At 67.5% G+C, this 18,114-nt stretch carries 20 protein-coding genes; 9 read left to right on the top strand and 11 right to left on the bottom strand.

Translation table 11 applies throughout. The features are described from left to right. Nucleotides 1-3 precede the first annotated feature (3 nt). Nucleotides 4-570 (bottom strand): dihydrofolate reductase family protein, encoded by a 567-nt coding sequence (locus ABIC25_RS16980; RefSeq protein WP_101820436.1) that lies wholly within the window; start codon nucleotides 568-570, stop codon nucleotides 4-6. A gap of 73 nt (nucleotides 571-643) precedes the next feature. Here ABIC25_RS16980 and ABIC25_RS16975 point away from each other — a divergent pair, with 73 nt between their 5' ends. Then, entirely contained in the window at nucleotides 644-1,213 is a 570-nt protein-coding gene (locus ABIC25_RS16975) for a TetR/AcrR family transcriptional regulator (protein WP_101820435.1), read from the top strand. A gap of 24 nt (nucleotides 1,214-1,237) precedes the next feature. Here the strand turns inward: ABIC25_RS16975 and ABIC25_RS16970 are convergent, their stop codons facing one another. Further along, nucleotides 1,238-1,498, bottom strand: a complete 261-nt coding sequence (locus ABIC25_RS16970; RefSeq protein WP_239403593.1) for a type B 50S ribosomal protein L31 — start codon at nucleotides 1,496-1,498, stop codon at nucleotides 1,238-1,240. Between the two features lie 30 nt (nucleotides 1,499-1,528). After that, nucleotides 1,529-2,884 (bottom strand): ribosome hibernation factor-recruiting GTPase MRF, encoded by a 1,356-nt coding sequence (gene mrf / locus ABIC25_RS16965; protein ID WP_354562362.1) that lies wholly within the window; start codon nucleotides 2,882-2,884, stop codon nucleotides 1,529-1,531. A 104-nt stretch (nucleotides 2,885-2,988) separates the two neighbouring features. Between mrf and rpmB the strand changes: the two genes are divergently transcribed. The 5 genes from rpmB to ABIC25_RS16940 all read left to right on the top strand — a co-directional run bounded on the left by rpmB (nucleotide 2,989) and on the right by ABIC25_RS16940 (nucleotide 5,441). Then, nucleotides 2,989-3,225, top strand: coding sequence for a 50S ribosomal protein L28 (gene rpmB / locus ABIC25_RS16960; protein WP_004020952.1), 237 nt, complete (start codon nucleotides 2,989-2,991; stop codon nucleotides 3,223-3,225). Further along, nucleotides 3,225-3,389 (top strand): 50S ribosomal protein L33, encoded by a 165-nt coding sequence (gene rpmG / locus ABIC25_RS16955; protein ID WP_004020951.1) that lies wholly within the window; start codon nucleotides 3,225-3,227, stop codon nucleotides 3,387-3,389. The genes rpmB and rpmG overlap by 1 nt, the downstream gene beginning before the upstream one ends. Beyond that, complete coding sequence (gene rpsN, locus ABIC25_RS16950; RefSeq protein ID WP_354562360.1) at nucleotides 3,389-3,694, top strand: 30S ribosomal protein S14; 306 nt, start codon at nucleotides 3,389-3,391, stop codon at nucleotides 3,692-3,694. The genes rpmG and rpsN overlap by 1 nt, the downstream gene beginning before the upstream one ends. A gap of 28 nt (nucleotides 3,695-3,722) precedes the next feature. Next, nucleotides 3,723-3,986, top strand: a complete 264-nt coding sequence (rpsR, locus tag ABIC25_RS16945) for a 30S ribosomal protein S18 (RefSeq protein ID WP_004020949.1) — start codon at nucleotides 3,723-3,725, stop codon at nucleotides 3,984-3,986. Nucleotides 3,987-4,376: 390 nt separating this feature from the next. Then, complete coding sequence (locus ABIC25_RS16940; protein WP_239404135.1) at nucleotides 4,377-5,441, top strand: IS110 family RNA-guided transposase; 1,065 nt, start codon at nucleotides 4,377-4,379, stop codon at nucleotides 5,439-5,441. A 117-nt stretch (nucleotides 5,442-5,558) separates the two neighbouring features. Here ABIC25_RS16940 and ABIC25_RS16935 read toward each other — a convergent pair whose 3' ends face one another. From ABIC25_RS16935 to ABIC25_RS16925, 3 genes are all read right to left on the bottom strand, one after another. Further along, nucleotides 5,559-6,278 carry a type 1 glutamine amidotransferase domain-containing protein gene (locus ABIC25_RS16935; RefSeq protein ID WP_004023331.1) on the bottom strand — a complete coding sequence of 240 codons (720 nt, stop codon included), beginning with the start codon at nucleotides 6,276-6,278 and terminating at the stop codon, nucleotides 5,559-5,561. An 87-nt stretch (nucleotides 6,279-6,365) separates the two neighbouring features. Beyond that, on the bottom strand, nucleotides 6,366-7,199 hold the full coding sequence (locus ABIC25_RS16930; RefSeq protein ID WP_064571344.1) for an SDR family NAD(P)-dependent oxidoreductase: 834 nt from the start codon (nucleotides 7,197-7,199) through the stop codon (nucleotides 6,366-6,368). Continuing rightward, a complete protein-coding gene (locus ABIC25_RS16925) occupies nucleotides 7,199-7,447 on the bottom strand; it encodes a hypothetical protein (protein WP_004023329.1) in 249 nt (82 codons plus the stop codon). Before ABIC25_RS16925 ends, ABIC25_RS16930 begins: the two co-directional genes overlap by 1 nt. Before the next feature lie 78 nt (nucleotides 7,448-7,525). Between ABIC25_RS16925 and ABIC25_RS16920 the strand changes: the two genes are divergently transcribed. Further along, complete coding sequence (locus tag ABIC25_RS16920; protein ID WP_354562358.1) at nucleotides 7,526-9,010, top strand: DHA2 family efflux MFS transporter permease subunit; 1,485 nt, start codon at nucleotides 7,526-7,528, stop codon at nucleotides 9,008-9,010. A gap of 301 nt (nucleotides 9,011-9,311) precedes the next feature. Here the strand turns inward: ABIC25_RS16920 and ABIC25_RS16915 are convergent, their stop codons facing one another. The 4 genes from ABIC25_RS16915 to ABIC25_RS16900 are packed head-to-tail and all read right to left on the bottom strand — an operon-like array spanning nucleotide 9,312 to nucleotide 14,573. After that, nucleotides 9,312-11,012, bottom strand: a complete 1,701-nt coding sequence (locus tag ABIC25_RS16915; RefSeq protein WP_354562357.1) for a dipeptide ABC transporter ATP-binding protein — start codon at nucleotides 11,010-11,012, stop codon at nucleotides 9,312-9,314. Then, a complete protein-coding gene (locus ABIC25_RS16910) occupies nucleotides 11,009-11,920 on the bottom strand; it encodes an ABC transporter permease (RefSeq protein WP_354562355.1) in 912 nt (303 codons plus the stop codon). The genes ABIC25_RS16915 and ABIC25_RS16910 overlap by 4 nt, the downstream gene beginning before the upstream one ends. Further along, the gene (locus ABIC25_RS16905) at nucleotides 11,917-12,912 is read right to left on the bottom strand and encodes an ABC transporter permease (RefSeq protein WP_354562353.1); all 996 of its coding nucleotides are present in this window, start codon (nucleotides 12,910-12,912) and stop codon (nucleotides 11,917-11,919) included. The genes ABIC25_RS16910 and ABIC25_RS16905 overlap by 4 nt, the downstream gene beginning before the upstream one ends. Then, the gene (locus ABIC25_RS16900) at nucleotides 12,909-14,573 is read right to left on the bottom strand and encodes an ABC transporter substrate-binding protein (protein ID WP_354562351.1); all 1,665 of its coding nucleotides are present in this window, start codon (nucleotides 14,571-14,573) and stop codon (nucleotides 12,909-12,911) included. The genes ABIC25_RS16905 and ABIC25_RS16900 overlap by 4 nt, the downstream gene beginning before the upstream one ends. A gap of 234 nt (nucleotides 14,574-14,807) precedes the next feature. On the opposite strand from ABIC25_RS16900, the gene ABIC25_RS16895 reads away from it, so the two are divergent. Next, nucleotides 14,808-16,178 carry an LLM class flavin-dependent oxidoreductase gene (locus tag ABIC25_RS16895; RefSeq protein ID WP_354562350.1) on the top strand — a complete coding sequence of 457 codons (1,371 nt, stop codon included), beginning with the start codon at nucleotides 14,808-14,810 and terminating at the stop codon, nucleotides 16,176-16,178. Beyond that, the gene (locus tag ABIC25_RS16890; protein WP_239404120.1) at nucleotides 16,175-17,377 is read left to right on the top strand and encodes an acyl-CoA dehydrogenase family protein; all 1,203 of its coding nucleotides are present in this window, start codon (nucleotides 16,175-16,177) and stop codon (nucleotides 17,375-17,377) included. The genes ABIC25_RS16895 and ABIC25_RS16890 overlap by 4 nt, the downstream gene beginning before the upstream one ends. 86 nt (nucleotides 17,378-17,463) lie before the next feature. Here the strand turns inward: ABIC25_RS16890 and ABIC25_RS16885 are convergent, their stop codons facing one another. Continuing rightward, nucleotides 17,464-17,871: a DUF4190 domain-containing protein gene (locus tag ABIC25_RS16885; RefSeq protein ID WP_248644204.1), complete on the bottom strand. Its 408-nt coding sequence runs from the start codon at nucleotides 17,869-17,871 to the stop codon at nucleotides 17,464-17,466. Nucleotides 17,872-18,114: the final 243 nt, after the last annotated feature.

The following is an 18,114-nucleotide window of genomic DNA, read 5'->3' as shown; positions in this document are numbered from 1 at the left end:
CTCCTACGTCGCGGCGTATTCCACGATCGAGACCCCGGTCTCGAAGTCCTGACCACTGACGCGGCGAAACCTCCTGGGCGCGTACCGACCCGGAGCCATCAGCGGGATCCCGCTGCCGAAGAGCACCGGCTGACGTTTCAGGACGAACCGGTCGATCTCGTCGGCCAGCTGGGTCGCCAGATCGCCACCCCCGCAGAGCCAGATATCCTTTCCCTCAACCTGTTTGAGATCGCGCACGACGTCGAGCGGGTCGCGGTCGGTGAACGTCACACCGTCCACGGGGTCGCGTCGTCGATGGGTGAAGACGTACTGGTCGAGGTGGCGGTACGGGCTCGTGACTTCGGGCAGCCCCGCAGCGTAGGTGCCGGCTCCCATGAGCACAGTGTCGAAGATGCCTGCGCTCTGGTCGATCCCGAGTGCGGCGGCGTAGTCGGTCGGGATCGTGTCGGCGAATCTGTCGTTGATCCCGTCCATGTGATCGCCTTCGATGAGAAAGGCGTCGAACTGCCCGTCCGGTCCGGCGATGTACCCGTCGAGACTGACGGCCACGTAGTACACGAGTTCACGCATGTTGTCCCCAATCACTTCAGATGTAGTGGTTGAGAAACTACAGCACATGTAGTGGTTGCGCTATCGTTTTCCCATGGCCCGAAACGACGACCGCCGACGCGCGCTGGCCGATGCGGGCCTCGAAGTGCTCGCCGACACCGGCGCCCGGGGGCTCACCCACCGCGCCGTCGATCGTGCCGCCGGCGTGCCTGTCGGTACGACGACGAACTACTTCCGTTCTCGCTCAGCACTTCTGACCGGTCTGGTGGAGCGCATCTATGAGCGGCTGGCGCCGAGTGACGACTTCATCGCCGAACGGGTCGGGCGCACACCGACCCGGGAGCTGTTCGCCGAGTACCTCCGCAACATCGTCGAACGTCTGATGGCGAACCGGACCGTCACCATTGCACTGATCGAACTCCGGCTGGAAGGTATTCGGCGCCCCGAGGTCGCAGAGATCATCGTCGAATGGCGCCGCACCGGATTCGCCGGGGACGTTGCCTTCAACGAGCAGGCGGGCCTGCCGGGAACCGCGCGGGAGATCGCCTTGTTCCACTACGCGGTCGACGGACTCCTCCTCGACCAGTTGACCGGCCCCCTGCTCCCGGACGTACCGGTCGACGACATCGTCGATGCACTGGTCGACGGGTTGCTGCCCGGCTGAGCCGCGTCCCGCACCGACTGTCGATCAGGACTTGTCGCGCTCGAGGTGCGCGTACCGACGGCGGAACTTCTCGACCCGGCCGGCGACGTCGGGGATCGTGTTGACGCCGGTGTAGAACGGGTGCGAATCGCTGGTGACATCGACGGTGATGAGCGGGTACTCGTTGCCGTCGGACCACGTGACGGTCGCCGACGACGTCGCGGTCGAGCGGGTGAGGAACTCCTTGCCCGTTGAACCGTCGCGGATGACGACGGGGTGGTAGTCGGGGTGGATGCCCTTCTTCATGCTGGGTGCCTTTCGAGAGATGGATGAGCGTCAGTTGTCCCGCGGGTCCGAGGCGTCGAGCCCCGGCATCGCGTCCACGGTCGACTCGGCGACGTCGAGGTCGTCGCACGGGTCGGCGTGGAACTGACCGAAGGGATCGTCGAAGGTGGACCAGAATTGTTGTCCCGCGGCGAATTCGACCTCGTTGAGACACGCGTTCCGCAGTGCCTCCTCGATGTCGGCGGGTTCGCCCGAGTGAACGAGCACGACGAGTGACGTGTGGCGGTCGCCGAACGTCTCGTCCCAGCGCAGGGCACCGAGGGCGCGACGTTCGGCGGACACCTCGGTGAGCTCGTCATCGGTCATCGAGGCCAGCCAGGGGCCTCCGTGGGCGACGCGCAGCCCGCCACCGGCCGACTCGAGCCACAGCGCCTCGTCGGGCTGCGTCGCCATCCAGAGCCGCCCGCGCGCACAGACGACCCCGTCGAGCAGCGCGTCGATCGCGTCGTGGAAACGGCCCGGGTGCAGAGGTCGGTCGCTGTGGAACTCGACCCAGGTGACCCCGCAATCGGATTCCAACGGGGGTTCACCGGCGAGGAGCGGGTCGTGCGGACCGTCGATGCGACCCCGCCGTGAACGTGGGGGCACCGCGGCGAGCAACTGCTCGGCGAGAAGCGGTGTGATCGGACGCTGGGGCAGCTCGAACATCATCGGGACATGCGGTGCGAGCCGCTTGAGGACGGCGACGAGCCGGGCCGATGCCCACGCGTCGCGGAAGGTCGGGTCGCACGCCGCGACCACGAGCGCATCGGCGAAGGCGACCTGTCCGACCGCGACCTGAGCGAGCGTGCGGTCGTCGTCGAGCGCGACGTGCCCGCCTTCTGCCAGGGAGAGGTCGCCCGTCGCCGACGTCAGCCAATCTTCCTCGGCGACACACGCAATGGTGAGGTCGACGCGGATGTCGGCGGCCGCCGGGGCGTCGTCGAACCCGGGCATGTCCGCGACGATGACGTTCTCGATCGACCAGGCGACCTGTTCGGGTTCCAGGACGGGGTCGAGCGTGAGGACGATCCGGTTCACCGACGGTCGACGATGAAGGCGCCGGAGCAGGGGAAGCAGGTCCTCGCGCAGCGTGCACGAGATGCATCCATGGGCCAACTCGACGATGCAGACGTCATGTCGGCTACGCCCGTCGGGTCCCCGCCAACTGAGGGTCCGGACGACGCGCCCATCCTCCACCTGGGTCAGGTCGTGGTGTACCTGGACGCTGCCGACGCCGCCGCACTCCAACGCATCGCCCACCCGATGGATCGACGGTGCGTCGAGTCCGGTGACCAGGACGACCGGGGTTCGATGGTCGGTCGGTCCGGCGTCCTCCGGGCGGTTCGCGAGTCCATCGTCGAACACGACTCCACTCCGATCTATTGAGAATGATTTCCATTTGCGCTCCGCCGACGGTACCGTGGCCGAACAGTTAATGCCAATCATTGTCGATAAGAAGAGGAGGCAGCATGTCCAAGAGGTGCCAGGTCACCGGTCGGGTGCCGGGATTCGGCAAGCAGGTGTCGCATTCGCACAAGCGGACGTCGCGCCGGTGGGACCCGAACATCCAGCGACGCCGCTACTACGTGCCCAGTGAAGGGCGGTATGTGACGCTGCGCGTGAGCGCCAAGGGGATCTCGACCATCGACAAACACGGCATCGAGTCGGTGCTGCGCAAGATCCGCGCGCGTGGAGAGAAAGTCTGATGGCGCGCAACGAGATCCGCCCGATCGTCAAACTGCGCTCCACCGCCGGGACCGGGTACACGTACGTGACCCGGAAGAACCGCCGCAATGATCCCGACCGGATGGTCCTCCGCAAATATGACCCGATCGCCCGCGCCCACGTCGACTTCAAGGAGGACCGCTGATGGCCAAGAAGTCCAAGATCGTCCGCAACGAGCAGCGTAAGGACGTCGTCGCGCGGTATGCCGACCTCCGCGCCGATCTGAAACGCGCGAGCGTGGCGGCAGATTCGACGCCCGACGAGCGGATGGAAGCGATGCGACGTCTACAACGACTGCCGCGCAATGCAAGTCCGACGCGGCTGCGGAACAGGGATGCGGTCGACGGCCGTCCGCGCGGGTACATCGGGAAAGCGGGTCTGTCCCGCGTCCGGTTCCGGGAGCTCGCGCATCGCGGCGAACTACCCGGGATCCAGAAGTCCAGCTGGTGAGACGGCCCTACGAGAACCAGGAACGGTGATGGCCAACAAGAGAATCCGCCAGCGCGACGACGTGCCGGCCAAACGCAAGAAGAACCTGCTCGCAGCGCAGGGTGTACGCGTCGACGGGCGTAATCCCGTCGACTACAAAGACGTCGCGCTGCTGCGGCAGTTCTTGTCCGACAAAGGACGTATCCGGAGCCGACGGCTCACCGGATTGAGTCCGCAGGAGCAGCGCCAGGTCGCCACGGCGATCCGCAACGCACGCGAGATGGCGTTGCTGCCGTACGACTCTCGGCACTGACGCGCGCCTCGGTATCTGCGGCCTGGCGGCCGTCGTGGAACAACAAAAGAACACTCGTGAGCGTCCCGATCTCTGCTCCCTGAGGTGCGAGCGAAGCGAGCCACGAGAGGCCTGGTGAGGTGCCTCGCCAGCCCTTCGTGGCAGTGAGAATGGGTGTGGTGGTCGTCATGGGTTGAGGCCTGACCTGCTTCGTGGCTGACGGTGCTGTCATGGACGAGATCTGTCGGCCTCACTGCGCTGGCGATCACCGCAACACAACGACCTTGGGAGACCGGGGCGGGTGTGACCTAATAAGGGCCGTGTTCGGGCTTGAGCCCGTGACTCCTCACTGTCGTGTCCACCCGCCCCGGCGAGGTCATCCATCACCGCAGTGAAGGAGACACCGCCAGAATGACCGAGACAGCAGTGGGTACGCAAGTGGTCGTACTCGGGGTTGATACCCATCAGCAAACCCACCACGCAGCGATCATCGACACCCTCGGCCTGCCGTTGGCCGATCTCGAATTCCCCGCCTCGGCTGCCGGCTACCAGCAGCTGCTGGACTGGGCCCGCACCCACGGTCGCCTCGAACAAGCCGGGGTCGAATCCAGCGCCTCATACGGCGCGGGACTCACCCGCGAGTTGACCGCCGCCGGTATCGAGGTGATCGAGGTCAACGCCCCGGACGTGCGGGCCCGCCGAGCCCAGGGCAAGTCCGACCAGCTCGATGCTTACGCCGCGGCGATGGCTGTGCTGACCGGGCGGGCCACTGGCCACGCCAAAGACACCACAGGCGTTGTCGAGTCGATCCGAATGCTGTACGTGGCAAGGAGAATGGCGGTCGATCACCGCACCGAACTCGGTGACCAACTCCGTGACCTGTGCACCACGGCACCCGATGAGTTCGCTGATCAACTCAAAACCCGCACCACCACGCCTCAACGACTCGCACTGGTCGAATCACTCACGGCCCCGGCGTCGTTGACCGATCCGCGCGCGGCGTTTGTGTTCGCGGCGAAGTCCATCGCCGGGCGGTACCGGCAGACCCACCGCGAGGTCACCACGTTGACCCGCGAACTCAACAAGCTGTTGAAACCATTGGTGCCTACCGTGCTGGGCCTGCCTCAGGTCGGCCCGATCACCAGCGCACGGCTATTGATCACGATCGGGCACAATGCCGAACGCATGCGCACCGAAGCCACCTTCGCCAAACTCGTCGGTGTCGCGCCGTTACCGGCATCGTCGGGCAAGACCGTGCGTCACCGCCTCAACCGTGGCGGTGACCGGGCGGCTAACAGCGCGTTGCACATGATCGTCGTCGGACGGATGAAATCCCACGACCCCACCCGCGCCTACCTCGCCCGACGCGGCAACGAGAAAACGAAGAAGGAAATCATCCGATGCCTCAAACGCTACGTCGCCCGCGAACTCTACAAAGCCTTCACCACCGACCTCGGAGCGCTTGACAATCTATAGGACCATCTCGTCGCTAACGCTCCTCGCACCTCAGGGAGCAGAGGGGGGCGCTTCTTTCGGATTAGGGAGCGGGAGGGGGCGTCGCTAACGCTCCTCGCACCTCGGCGAGCAAAAGCCCTACTTCGAGCCCTGCGGGACGTTCTCGAGTCGATCGAGCAGGGTGCGGGCCAGCGATTCCGACGATGCGGGGTTCTGGCCGGTCAGCAGGTTGCCGTCGGTCTCGATGTGGACCGTCCACGGTTCGGCGAGGGTGACCTTGAATCCCGCCTGGGTGAGCCGGTCCTGCAGGAGCCAGGGAGCCTTGTCGGCGAGCCCGGCCTGCTCCTCCTCGGCGTTGCTGAAGCCGGTCACCGTGCGACCGGCGAACGCGTTGACCCCGTCGGGAGTGTTCGCGGCGAGCAGGATCGCCGGCCCGTGACAGACGATCCCGACCGGTAGTTGCGCCTCGTCAGCTGCGATCAGGAGGCCACCTGCGTCCGCGTCGACCGCCAGATCCTCCATCGGGCCGTGTCCGCCGGGAACGAACACGGCGTCGTAGTCGGCGATGCGAACGTCGGTGAGCGCGATCGGCTTCTTCAGTTCGGGTGCGGTCTCGACCACGTGGCGGATCTCGGCCGCGCGCTCGGGCGTGCCGATGCTCTCGACCGCCAGACTGGTCTCGTCGACCGGTGGCCGTACGCCGTTCGGGGTGGCCACCGTGACCTTGTATCCGGCCGCGCGGAACACCTCCAGTGGGGCGACGGCCTCTTCGGCCCAGAACCCGGTCTTGTGAGCCGAGCCGTCGTTCAGCGTCCAGCTTCCGGCGCCGGTCATGATGAAGAGAATGTTGCGTGTCATCTGAACCTCCTGTGCCCAGGTAGACGATGTGGACATCGTCCGCCAACGTAGAGAACAACCGCGATCTCGGCCACGGTGCAGGTCAGGTCAGGTGAGACCGGTGAGCTCGGCGGAGCGCTGCCACAGACCGTCGATCAGTGTCTGGTCGTGGGCCTGGCGATTCTCCCGGCCGTTGGGCTTGTGGCGGTTGAAGTACACCCCGTTGACGCTCGGGTCGGCGCCGCGCTCGGCCAGGGCGATCAGCGGGGCGGCACCCTGCTCGGGGGTGATGGTCACCAGGCGTGTGATCGGGGACCGATAGGCGAGCCCGACGAATCGCGAGTCGCGGCCGAAGCTCGTTGCCGCGGGTCCGGGATGCACTGCGGCGGAATAGATCTTGTCGGCAGTCCAGCGCTGGGCGATCCCGCGCGTGAACAGGATGTTCATCAGCTTGGCGGTGCCGTACGGGCGCATCGCGAGTGTCCGGCGTTTCTCGAAGTCGAGATCATCGAGGTCGACCTGCCCGAAGAGATTGCCCACGCTGGAGGTGTTCAGGACCAGGGACTGCGGTGCCGCGGCCAGTCGGTCTCGCAGCAGGTGAGTCAACAGGAACGGCGCGAGATGGTTGATCTGGAAGTTGAACTCGTGCCCGTCGGCGGTGCGTTGGGACGAGTCGAACGTCCCGCCCGCGTTGTTCATCAGGACGTCGATCGTCCCCACGGCGCCGTTGATCTCGGCAGCGAGGTCCCGCACCTGCGCCAGATCCGAGAAATCCGCGGTGAACTGGGTCGCGCCGGTCTCCGCCGCGATCGGCGCGAGCTTCTTCGGTGAGCGTCCGACGAGGACGAGATTGGTATCGGGCCCGGCCAGGGACCGGGCGGCGATCGCGCCGATACCGTCGCTGGCGCCGGTGAGAACGATGGTGCGGGTCGGTTCGGCCATCACTGTCCCTCCGCCGTGCCCTCGGAACCGCCCAGAGCGTGGCCCTGATCGGAGTGACCGGTGTGGGGAGCGGCCTCGTAGGCGGCCTTCTCCTCCTCGGTCCGCTTCGTCTGCCCGATCGGGGTGTCACCGGCGGCCGGCAGAACCGACTCGGGACCGTGCTCCTCGTCCGGATCGTCCCGCAGATCGGGGTCGGTCTTCAGTTCGTCTTCGTTGGTCGTCCAGGTGGGCTTCTCGTTGTCCGGCATCTCTCCACCTTGCCCGAAGACGCGCGAATTCACAGCGGTATTGACTTCAAGTTCACTTGAGGTTGTCTGCTCGTCGTCGTGACCACACTCGACCCGGCCAGCCGGCGCATCGGCCTCATCCTCGTCGTCCCGACCCTCATGGTGATGCTCGACGTGACGGTGGTGACCGTCGCGCTCCCACAACTCACCACCGAATTCGACGCCCCGCTGTCCAGCGTGCAGTGGGTGACCACCGCCTACGCGCTGGCCCTTGTGGCGGTGATGCCGCTATCCGCGTACGCCGGCAATCGGTTCGGCGGTCGGCGCGTCTACTGCGCGGCGCTGTTGGTCTTCGTCCTCGGCTCACTGCTCACCGCCCTGTCCTGGAACATCGTCAGTCTCATCGTCTTTCGCGCCTTACAGGGACTCGGCGGCGGAATGCTACAACCCGTGGGCATGGCCATCGCGCTGCAGGCGGTGCCCGAGAGACTGCGCGGTCGGATGATGGCCATCTTGGGACTGCCCACCCTCGTCGGTCCCGTGCTCGGTCCGGTGCTGGGCGGCGTTCTCGTGGACCATGGCAGCTGGCGCGTCGTCTTCGCGGTCAACGTTCCCCTCGGACTGATCGCGGTGGCGTTGGCCTGGCGATTCTTCCCCCGGACCGGCTCTCGCCGGATGCCGCGGATCGACCTGCGTGCGGTTGCCGCTCTGTCCCCGGGTGGTGCGTTCCTGGTTCTCGGCCTGTCTCGCGCCGGCGACACCGGTTCGCTCCTCGCGGCGTCGATCCTGGTGCCGGTCGGTATTGGCGTGATCCTGTTGGCGTATTTCGTGCGCCGGTCGCTGCGCAGCCGCGCCCCCGTCCTGGATCTCCGACTCCTGGCACAAGCTCGCCTGCGTGGTGGCGTCGTGGTGATGATCTTCTTCGCCGGGGCGTACTTCGGCTCGATGACCATTCTGCCGATCTATGTCCAATCGGTCCGGTCCGATTCGGCCACGACCGCAGGCATGCTGTTCGTCCTCCCCGCGCTCCTGAGCGGCATCACTCTCCAGATCGCCACCCGCGTGGCCGATTCCGTGGACCCACGGCGGGTCGCGATCTGCGGGATCGTGCTGTCGACGACGGCGATGATCCTGATGGCGACGCTGCTCGACGAGTCCACTTCCTACCCGGTCATCGTCGCGATCCTCGCTCTCATGGGAATCGGTGTCGGAGCGACGATGTTGCCCACCATGACCGCCGCCACCCGCGATCTCGAAGGCGCCGACACCCCGGGTGGCACGACCATCCTCACGACCTCGAACCAGTTCGCCGTCGCGATGGCATCCGCCGCGATCACCGCCACCATTGCGGCGCTGATGAACTCGCGCAGCGGGGCGGTCGACGGTCGAGGAGTGGCGGGGGCGATGACGTTGAGTCCCACCGAACGCATCGACGCCGCGCCCGAGTTGGCCTCGGCGATCGCCGACACGTACCTCCTCACGGCCGGTCTGCTCGTGTGTGCCCTTCTCGCGGCCTTGTTCGTGATGCCGGCGCGGCGGGCCCTTCGAGACGCTCGCAAGCTCGCTCCTCAGGGGGCGGGGTGAGACGCTCGCAAGCTCGCTCCTCAGGGGGCGGGGTGAGACGCTCGCTCCTCAGTAACTGCGGCCGTCGTGGACTGCGAAAGCACTCGTTGTGACCGGAGCGGGCCCAATTACTGTCCCTGAGGAGGCCGGAGCTTGCGGAGGCCGTCACGAAGGGTCCTGGTGAGATGCGTCACCGAACCCTTCGTGGCTCGTCGCTAACGCTCCTCGCACCTCAGGGAGCAATGGTTGTGTCGTTCTTTCGGATTAGGGGGCGTGTTAGGTGGGCGCCGGCTCGCTTCTAGGTATCTGCGGCCCTTTTGGATCAGGGAGCGGGGGCGATCCGCGGGACCGCGGCGAGGAGTTCGCGGGTGTAGGGATGCTGCGGATCGTCGAAAACCGCGTCCGCCGAACCGTACTCGACGACCTCACCGGCACGCATCACCGCGATGTCGTCGCTCACGTGGTGGATGACGCCCAGGTCGTGCGAGATGAACACCAGCGCGACACCGGTTTCCGCCTGCAGACGAGCCAGGAGGTCGAGGATCCGTGCCTGGATGGACACGTCGAGGGCCGACACCGGCTCGTCGCACACGATGACGGCGGGACGTGGTGCGAGCGCACGGGCGATCGCGACGCGCTGGCGCTGTCCGCCCGACAGTCGTGAGGGGTGCCGGTGCCGGTACTCCGTGGGCAGCCCGACCTGGTCGAGGAGTTCGGTGATCCGGTGGTCGAGATCTGCGCTGCGCACGCCGGTCACCCGCAGGGCGTCGGCCAGGACGCGGTCGACGGTCCATCGCGGGTCGAACGAACTGAGCGGGTCCTGGTAGATCACCGAGATCAGGTGGCGCGACGCGCGGCGCCGGGCCTCGGAGAGTCCGGACCACGCCGCGCCGTTCAATTCGACCGTGCCGGAATCGGGTTCGGTGAGCCCGAGGATGATCCGTGCGGTGGTGGTCTTGCCCGAACCCGACTCGCCGACGATGCCGAGGGTACGACCGGGCGCGAGGTCGAAGCTCACCCCGGCCACGGCGGGGCGGGCAGTGATCGCCTTGCCCCTGATCGCCGGATTGCCGAACGACTTGTGCAGGTCGCGAACACGGAGTGCGAGTGGCTGGTCGGGCGTCGGTGTCACCGAAGTGGCGAGCTGCTCACCGCTGACGAGCGACGTGCCCTTGGACGCGCGGGAGGGGATCGCGTCGATGAGACCTCGGGTGTACGCGTGCTGCGGGGCGGTCAGCACCTCCCGTGCGTTGCCGTACTCGACGATCTCGCCGTCGCGCATCACGGCCACCCGGTCGGCCAGGCGTGACACGACGGCCAGATCATGCGAGATGAGGATGATGCCGTTGCCACGCGACTTCGCCTCGGCCAGCACGTCGAGGATCTGGGCCTGGACCGTGGCGTCGAGCGCGGTCGTCGGCTCGTCGGCGATGAGGAGTTTCGGGTCCTGGGCGATCGCCGATGCGATGAGAGCACGCTGGCGGAGTCCGCCGGAGAGCTCGTGCGGACGCTGACGCGCTCGTACCCGCGGTTCGGGAACGCCCACGAGGTCGAGCAGCTCGACGACGCGTTCCTCGCGGAGCGCACGACCGAGCCGTGCCGGGGTCCGACGACCGATGCTGCCGTGCGCGGTCAGCGACTCGGCGATCTCGCTGCCCACCGTGCGCAGTTGATCCAGGGACACCAGGGCGTCCTGAAGGACGAATCCGATCTCGCGGCCTCGGATGGCGCGCCACTCGCGGTCGACCAGGCCGCGCAGATCACGCCCGCCGAACGCGAGGGCGGTGGCGTCGATCTCGGCGCCCGAACCGGTGAGTCCGATGAGGGTGCGCGCGGTGACGGACTTGCCGGAACCGGATTCGCCGACGATCGCCAGGCACTGGCCGGCAGAAACCGAGAACGACACGCCCTTGACGACCTGGCGGCCGGCGAACGAGACGCGGAGGTCGCGCACCTCGGCCAGCGGTGCGTCGGTGCGGTCGACGCGGACGGAGGCCATCGCCTCTCGGGTGACGACGGTCATCGGCGGTCTCCTTCCAGGCGTGCGCCGAGGTGACGGCCCACGGTCGTGAATGCCAGTGCCACCGCGACGATGACGAGACCGGGGAAGATCTCCAGCCACCAGGCCACGGTGATGTAGGTGCGTCCGGCGTCGAGCAGGGCGCCCCACTCAGGTGCGGGTGGTGGCACGCCGAGTCCGAGATAGGCCAGTCCCGACGCCCAGATGATGGCCTGTCCCACTCCCAGCGTCACGGTCACGATCATCGGGCGGAGCGCGTTGGGCGCGATGTGCTGCAGCAGGATTCGGCGGCGAGGGTGCCCCAGGGCGGTCGCGGCCTCGATGTAGGGCGCAGTCCGGACGGCGAGCACCTGACCGCGCACGATGCGGGCGTACCCCGGCGCGATGCCGATACCGATCGCCAGGATGAGGGTCACCTGTCCGGGCCCGAAGACCGAGGTCAGGAGGAGGCCGAGAAGCACGATGGGGAAGGCTAACATCACCTCGATCCAGCGGTTGGCCAGTGCCTGGGCGACGCGGCCCGACAACCCCGCGGCGATGCCGAGCAACACCGCCAGGACCGATGCGAGTGCGACTGCGCCGAGCCCGATGATCAGCGATTGCCGGGTGCCGGCGATGACGCGACTCAGCAGGTCTCGTCCCGACAGATCGGTGCCGAACGGGTGTGCCCAACTGGGCGGTTGCAGGGTGGCGTCCAGGTCGACGGCGAGCGGGTCGTAGGGAGCGAGCAGGTTGGGCGCCACCGCGGCCACGAGCAACAGGGCCAGCACCACGAGCGCGACGATCACCGCCGCGGGTGGCCATGAACGACGTGGCAGGTCGTCCTGACCGCGAGGCGTACCGGTCGTGGACCTGCGAACCGCGGAGAGCGCGTTCGTCAGCGCGGGCCGGACCGGATTGGTGAGGGTCATGGGACCTCGATCCTGGGGTCGATGACGGTGTAGAGGAAGTCCACGACGAGGTTGGCGATCGTGTAGACGAGCGCGACGAAGAGGACGATGCCGCTGACGAGCGGGACGTCACGCGAACTGGCCGCCGCGACCAGCGTCTGACCGATACCCGCTCGCGCGAACACGGTTTCGGCGATGACCGCACCGGACAGCAGCGCGCCCATGGCCCAGCCCGAGACCGTCACCGCGGGAAGGACGGAGTGTCGCAACACATGTCGATACCGGACCGACAGATCGCCGAGGCCGCGACTGCGGGCGGTGAGCACGAACGGCTGGTCCAGTGCACGCGCGAACTCGTCCCGGGCGATCTGGCCGAGGAAGCCCGACAGCGGGATCGCCAGGGTGAGTACGGGCAGGACGAGTCCCCACAGGCCGGTTCCGCTCTCGACGGGAAACCAACCGAGGTTGATCGCGAACACCACCAGGAGGATCGATCCCACCCAGTACTGGGGCAGCCCGGCGCTGACGGTCTCGATCAGGGACCCGGCCGCGCCCCAGGGCCCGCGGCGGCCTGCCGTGAGGGTGGTGAGGACGAGGACGAAGAGCCACGCGACGACCAGGGCGGTGAGGGTGAGGACGAGCGTGGGTCCGATCTGGTCGGCGATGATCTCGGTGACCGGCTGCTGCAGCTGGAACGAGATGCCGAGATCGCCGTGCAGCAGACCGCCGAGATAGTCCAGATACTGCGACCACACCGAATCGTCGAAGCCATACTCGGCGTTGACCGGAGCGAGTTCGTCCGGTGTGCGTTCCCGGCTCTCGCCGGACGAGAGGTTGAGGAGCAGCGTCGCGCGGTCGCCGGGAGCGAGCACCTGGAGCAGGAAGGTGATGGAGGCGGCGGCCCACAGCACGAAGACGGCCGAACCGATCTTGCCCGCCCACCGGGTCAGGCCCTGCGGTGGGACCACCTGGCGTCGGGCCGCGGTCAAGGCCGGGTCGTCGACAAGGGTCATCGCACGAACCTCGCATCCGCGAACACCGGTTCGCCTTGTGATTTCTCGACCCACACCCCGTGCAGGCGCGGTGACACCGCCAACGACGTTGTCTGCGTGTACAACCCGATCGAGAGCGCGTTGTCACCGATGAGGCGCTGGGCGTCGCGGTAGAACCCCCGGGCCTGTTCCGGATCCGGAGAGGCGTTGCCCTGCTCGATGAGGGTCTGCAGACGCGGGTCGTTGTAGTACGCGGTGTTGTGCGGGTTCGGACTGTCCGGGAGTCGCTGACGCCAGTTGATGTACAGCAGGCCCGGGGTCGGGCTCGTCCAGTAGCCGACGTATGCGTCGTAGGTGGGTGCCTTGGCGTACTGCCCGCCGAAATACGCGCTCTGGGTGGCGGGGACGAGCTGGATGTCGAAGCCCACGTCACGCGCCTGTCGAGCCACCGCCTGCAGGATCGCGGCACCCTCGGGTCCGACGATCGCGTCGGCGGCGTACACGACGCGCGCGGTCAGGCGTCGTCCGTCCTTCGTGCGGATGCCGTCGTCGTCGCGACCGGTCCAACCCGCGTCGTCCAACAGGGCAGCGGCCGCCTCCGGGTCGTGCGGGTAGTTCCCGGCCTCCGGGTCGTAGTCCGGGGTGCTCTGACTGAGCGCGCCGTTGGCGTTGTAGGGGACCACGCCGAGAAACGCCGTCTCGACGGCTTTGCGACGGTCGGCCGAGTAGGCGAACGCCTGCCGTACCCGGACGTCGTCGAACGGCGCGTGGTCGACGTTGAGGGTGATGGCATTCGGGCGCCCCGGCGTCACGTAGCGGCTCACCTGATACCGGCTGGTCGCGTCCGCCCAGTTGATGGCCGGCACGTTGTAGATGACATCGGAGGAGTCGCTGCGCAGCGATCCGTAGCGGAGGACCGGGTCCTTGAGGAACTTCCAGATCAGCTTGTCCACGTACGCCGGACCCTGGTTCTCCGCGTTCGCCGGGGGAGAGTTGTACTTCGGGTTGCGCACGAAGGTGATGCTGCGATTGCGGTCCCAGCGTTCGATGATGAACGGGCCGGACCCGACCGGGCTGGTGCAGTTCGCCTTCGGACCACGCGCCAGCGCGGTAGGCGACTGGATTCCGAAGTAGCCCTGCGTCAGCACGGTGAGGAGCGGGGTGTACGCCGACGTGAGGTTCATCCGGTAGGTCAGCGGCCCGACGACCTCGTCGGACTCGAAGTACTTGCCGATGTAGGACACCACCGTGCCGTTGGGCTTGTCCGGGTTCAGATACGACGCGAAGGTGGCACGGACGGCCTCGGCGTCGAGCGGTGTGCCGTCGCTGAATTCGACACCGGGCTTCAGATGGAAGGTGTACGAGCGCCCGTCGGCGGAGATGTCCCAGCGGGTGGCCAGCCACGGCACCACTCGTCCCGAGTCGTCCAGCGACACCAGGTTGTCGAGGTATTGCCGTGCCAGATAGGCGTTTTGAACCCACCCACCGTGCACGCAGGGTGGTTCCTGCTCGTGGCCGTAGGAGATGGTCCCGCCCGAGACGTACTGGCCCGGCGCGGCGGGGACCCCCGTCGACTCGCCGTCACCGGTGCGCGGCTGGGCACATCCCGCCAGTAACGCCACGCAGGTCAGGGCGACCCCGGCCGCGGGCAGCAGGCGGGATCGCCGCGATCGTCGCGGCACAGGACTTCGTCGCAGCACAGAACTTCTCCTCGGGCAGCACAGATGGCGGCGGACGCGGCTCGAGGTCGTGGGACACGACAGCGGGAGCCCGGCGTCGGGACGGGAATCACCACAACCTAGGGGCTCCGGACGGTGTCGGGCACCCCTTGGGGCCACCGTGATCCGAAGTCGCCGGACGCGCGGCGTCGTCCGTAACGTCGCGCTGAGTCCGACGCCTCGTGATCAGGAGCAGCCATGTCCGCGCCCCCCTTGAACTTCGCCGCCTTCGTCATGAACACGACATCGCACATCCTGCACGGAGCGTGGCGGGCGCCGGAGGCGCAGCAACACCGCTTCAACGATCTCGACCACTGGATCGCTCTGGCAAAACTGTTGGAGGAGGCCCGGTTCGACTTCATCTTCTTCGCCGACGTGGTCGGACTGTACGACGACTATCAGGGGGACTGGAAGAAGTTCGTCGACTCCGGCCTGCAGATCCCGAGCAACGACCCGCTCGTGCTGGCCTCCGCGATCGCCTCGCACACAGAGCATCTCGGCATCGCGATCACGAGTTCGATCCTGCAGGAGCACCCGTTCGACTTCGCCCGCAAGATCTCCACCCTCGATCACCTGAGCAAGGGCCGGATCGCGTGGAACATCGTCACGAGTCTGTCCGACAACGCCTGGCGCAACTTCGGATACGACGGGATCACCAAACACGACGACCGCTACGCATGGGCCGACGAGTACGTCGACGTCGCGTACAAGTTGTGGGAGGGTTCCTGGGACGAGGGCGCGCTGATCCAGGACAAGACGGGCGGTCTCCACGGAGACTATGACCGCGTCCACAAGATCAACCATGTCGGTGAGCACTACCGGGTCGAGGGACCTCATCTCGTGTCGCCGTCCCCGCAGCGGACCCCGGTGCTGTTCCAGGCCGGTTCCTCGCCGGCCGGACGACGTTTCGCGGCCCGCAACGCCGAGGCGCAGTTCATCCTCTCGCCGTCTCCCGACGCCGCGCGCACGCTGATCGCCGACACCCGGCGCCTCGCGGCCGAGGCCGGCCGGCAACCGACGGATCTCCAGTTCTTCCAGGGACTCTCGTTCGTGATCGGGAGTACCGAGGAGGAAGCGACGCGCAAGTCCCGCGAACTCGACGAGCTCATCGACCCGAGCACGATCATCGCCCACTCGGCGGGCGGCATCGGCGTGGATCTCGGACATTACGACCTCGACACCCCGATCGGGCAGATCCACACGGAGGGTTCCCAGAGCTTCCTGCTGTGGCTTCGCGAGGCCGTGCCCGACCGCGAACCGACCGTGCGCGATCTCGCCCAGTTGCGCAGCCGGACAGGCCGGGTCGTCGGGACACCGGACCAGATCGCCGACCGCCTCGAGCAGTGGCGTGACGCCGGGGTGGGTGGCGTCAACGTCATCAACGCGACCATCCCCGGCAGCTACGTCGACTTCGCCGACCACGTCCTACCCGTTCTCCGCGAGCGCGGTCTGGCGAAGCGGGAGTATGCCGAGGGAACCTCACGTGCCAAACTCAGCGGCCACGACCGGCTTCCGGAGTCGCACCCCGCCGCACGCCATCGCGGCGCGTTCGCGAAGGTGCCGGCATGACCGCACCCGCGCGGGTCGTGACCGACCGGAACGAGATCCTCGCCGAGATCGCGGCCGGGTCGGCCGAGCGCGAGCGCCAGGGCCGGGACCCCCGCGAAGCCGTGGCGCTCCTCCGACGGTCGAGGTTGACCGCGCTGTCACTCGACACACAGTCCGGAGGTGCCGGGGCCGGAAGTGTCGAACTCTTCGAGTTCATCATCGACCTCGCCCGCGCCGACCCGATCGCCGCGCACATCCTGCGCGCTCACTACTGGTTCGTCGAGCAGATCGAACGCCTCCCCGTCGGACCGGTGCGGAGCCGGTGGAGCGAGCGGATCGCCGCGGGCGCCATCGTCGGCAACGCGTCCAGTGAACGCGGTGTCGCCGCCGGGTCGCGCCAGTACGCGACTCAACTCGTCTCCGACGGTGACGGCTGGCGGCTGCGTGGCGAGAAGTTCTACAGCACCGGAACGGCTTTCGCGGACTACGTCACGGTCCTCGCCATCGTCCCGGACGCCCTGCGCGCGCGGCTGGTGAAAGTGGTCGTCCCGGTCGACCGCGACGGGGTGAGCGTCGTCGACGACTGGGACGGGATCGGGCAGCATCGGACGGGCACCGGTTCGACGTTGTTCGACGATGTCCGCGTCACCTCGGACGACGTCCTGGAGTTCGTCGAACTCGATGATTCCACTCCGCCCGCCGCCAACGACGGCCCGTTCCTGCAGCTGTTCCTACAGGCACTTATCGCCGGCATCCTCCTGGCCGCCTCGGATGATGCGGTCGCACTGCTGAACTCACGCGCACGGACCTTCGAGCACGCGCCGTCGCCCGAGCCACGGCAGGATCCGATCCTGCTGGAGCGGATCGGTGAGATCGACGCCGCCGCACATGTGGCACGGGACGCGGTCCTGAGTGCGGCGCGGCAGGTCGAGACCGCGAACGCATTGGCGCGACGCGGCGTCATCGACGTCGAGCAGTTCGCGCAGGCGTCCCTCGCCGCCGCGCGCGTCAAGGTGCACGTCGATCGCATCGCCCTCCCGGCGGCGGCGGCCGTCTTCGACGTGGGTGGTGCCTCGTCGGCGAGCCGTAGCCGCAACCTCGACCGGCACTGGCGCAACATCCGGACCATCACCCTGCACAACCCGACGTCGTACAAGGCCGTCGCCATCGGGGATCTCCGCGTGAACGACACCCCGTTGCCGGGCAACGGGTACTTCTGATCGCGAGACCCGCCGGCAGCTCACCGAGGGCGCCCGGAGCTCGCACTTCCGGGGCGGAGGGTTGATTCCCTGCTCGTCGGCCGGCGTCAGGCGACGAACAGGATCCAGCCGTAGACGATCAGCCCGAACACGAAGACCCCCAGGTAGGCCCAGCCGACCCAGATCGCGGCGGTGGCGAAGGGCAGACCGATCTCGCGACGCTGCCGGATCTGCGTGCGCGCCCGGTAACCCAGGACGAGTCCCACGATGAAGGTGATCCCGAGGATCGACAATGCCAAGGCCCACAACGCCATCCGATTGACACGCGGACCGGCACCGGACTGGGGAGCCACGCTGTCCTCCGAACTACTGGTGGGATGTGCTGCTGCTGAATAGGCCTGGGTTTCCGGGCGGTCGGCGACCGGAGGCGTGCTCACCGCGCCGGGACTGTCGACGACGCGGGTGTCCGACGCCGGATCCTCGGACTGATCGACGAATCCGCCAGCTGCTCCCACCACCTGCGTGGTGCGGTTGTCCCGGGAGACATCCGGGCCGGGGGAGTCGGGGCGCTCGCCTGGCGCAGCACCTGGACGGGTGCCGGCAAACGGCGGACGTGATCCGTCGAGGGACCGATTGCCCTGTGGCGGAACGCCTTTGGCGAGTGGTGGCGCTCCGGGAATCGGGCGCCGGCCCGGCGGGGGTCGATGCCCGGGTGGCCCGGCCGGCATCGGCGGGCGTTGGCCCGGACCGGCGGGGCT

It is taken from the genome of Gordonia sp. PvP123, assembly GCF_040547295.1.
In the GTDB taxonomy this organism is placed as follows: Bacteria; Actinomycetota; Actinomycetes; order Mycobacteriales; family Mycobacteriaceae; genus Gordonia; species Gordonia terrae.
Note: the sequence above shows the minus strand (reverse complement) of the source record. Positions and strands in the feature narration are given on the sequence as shown.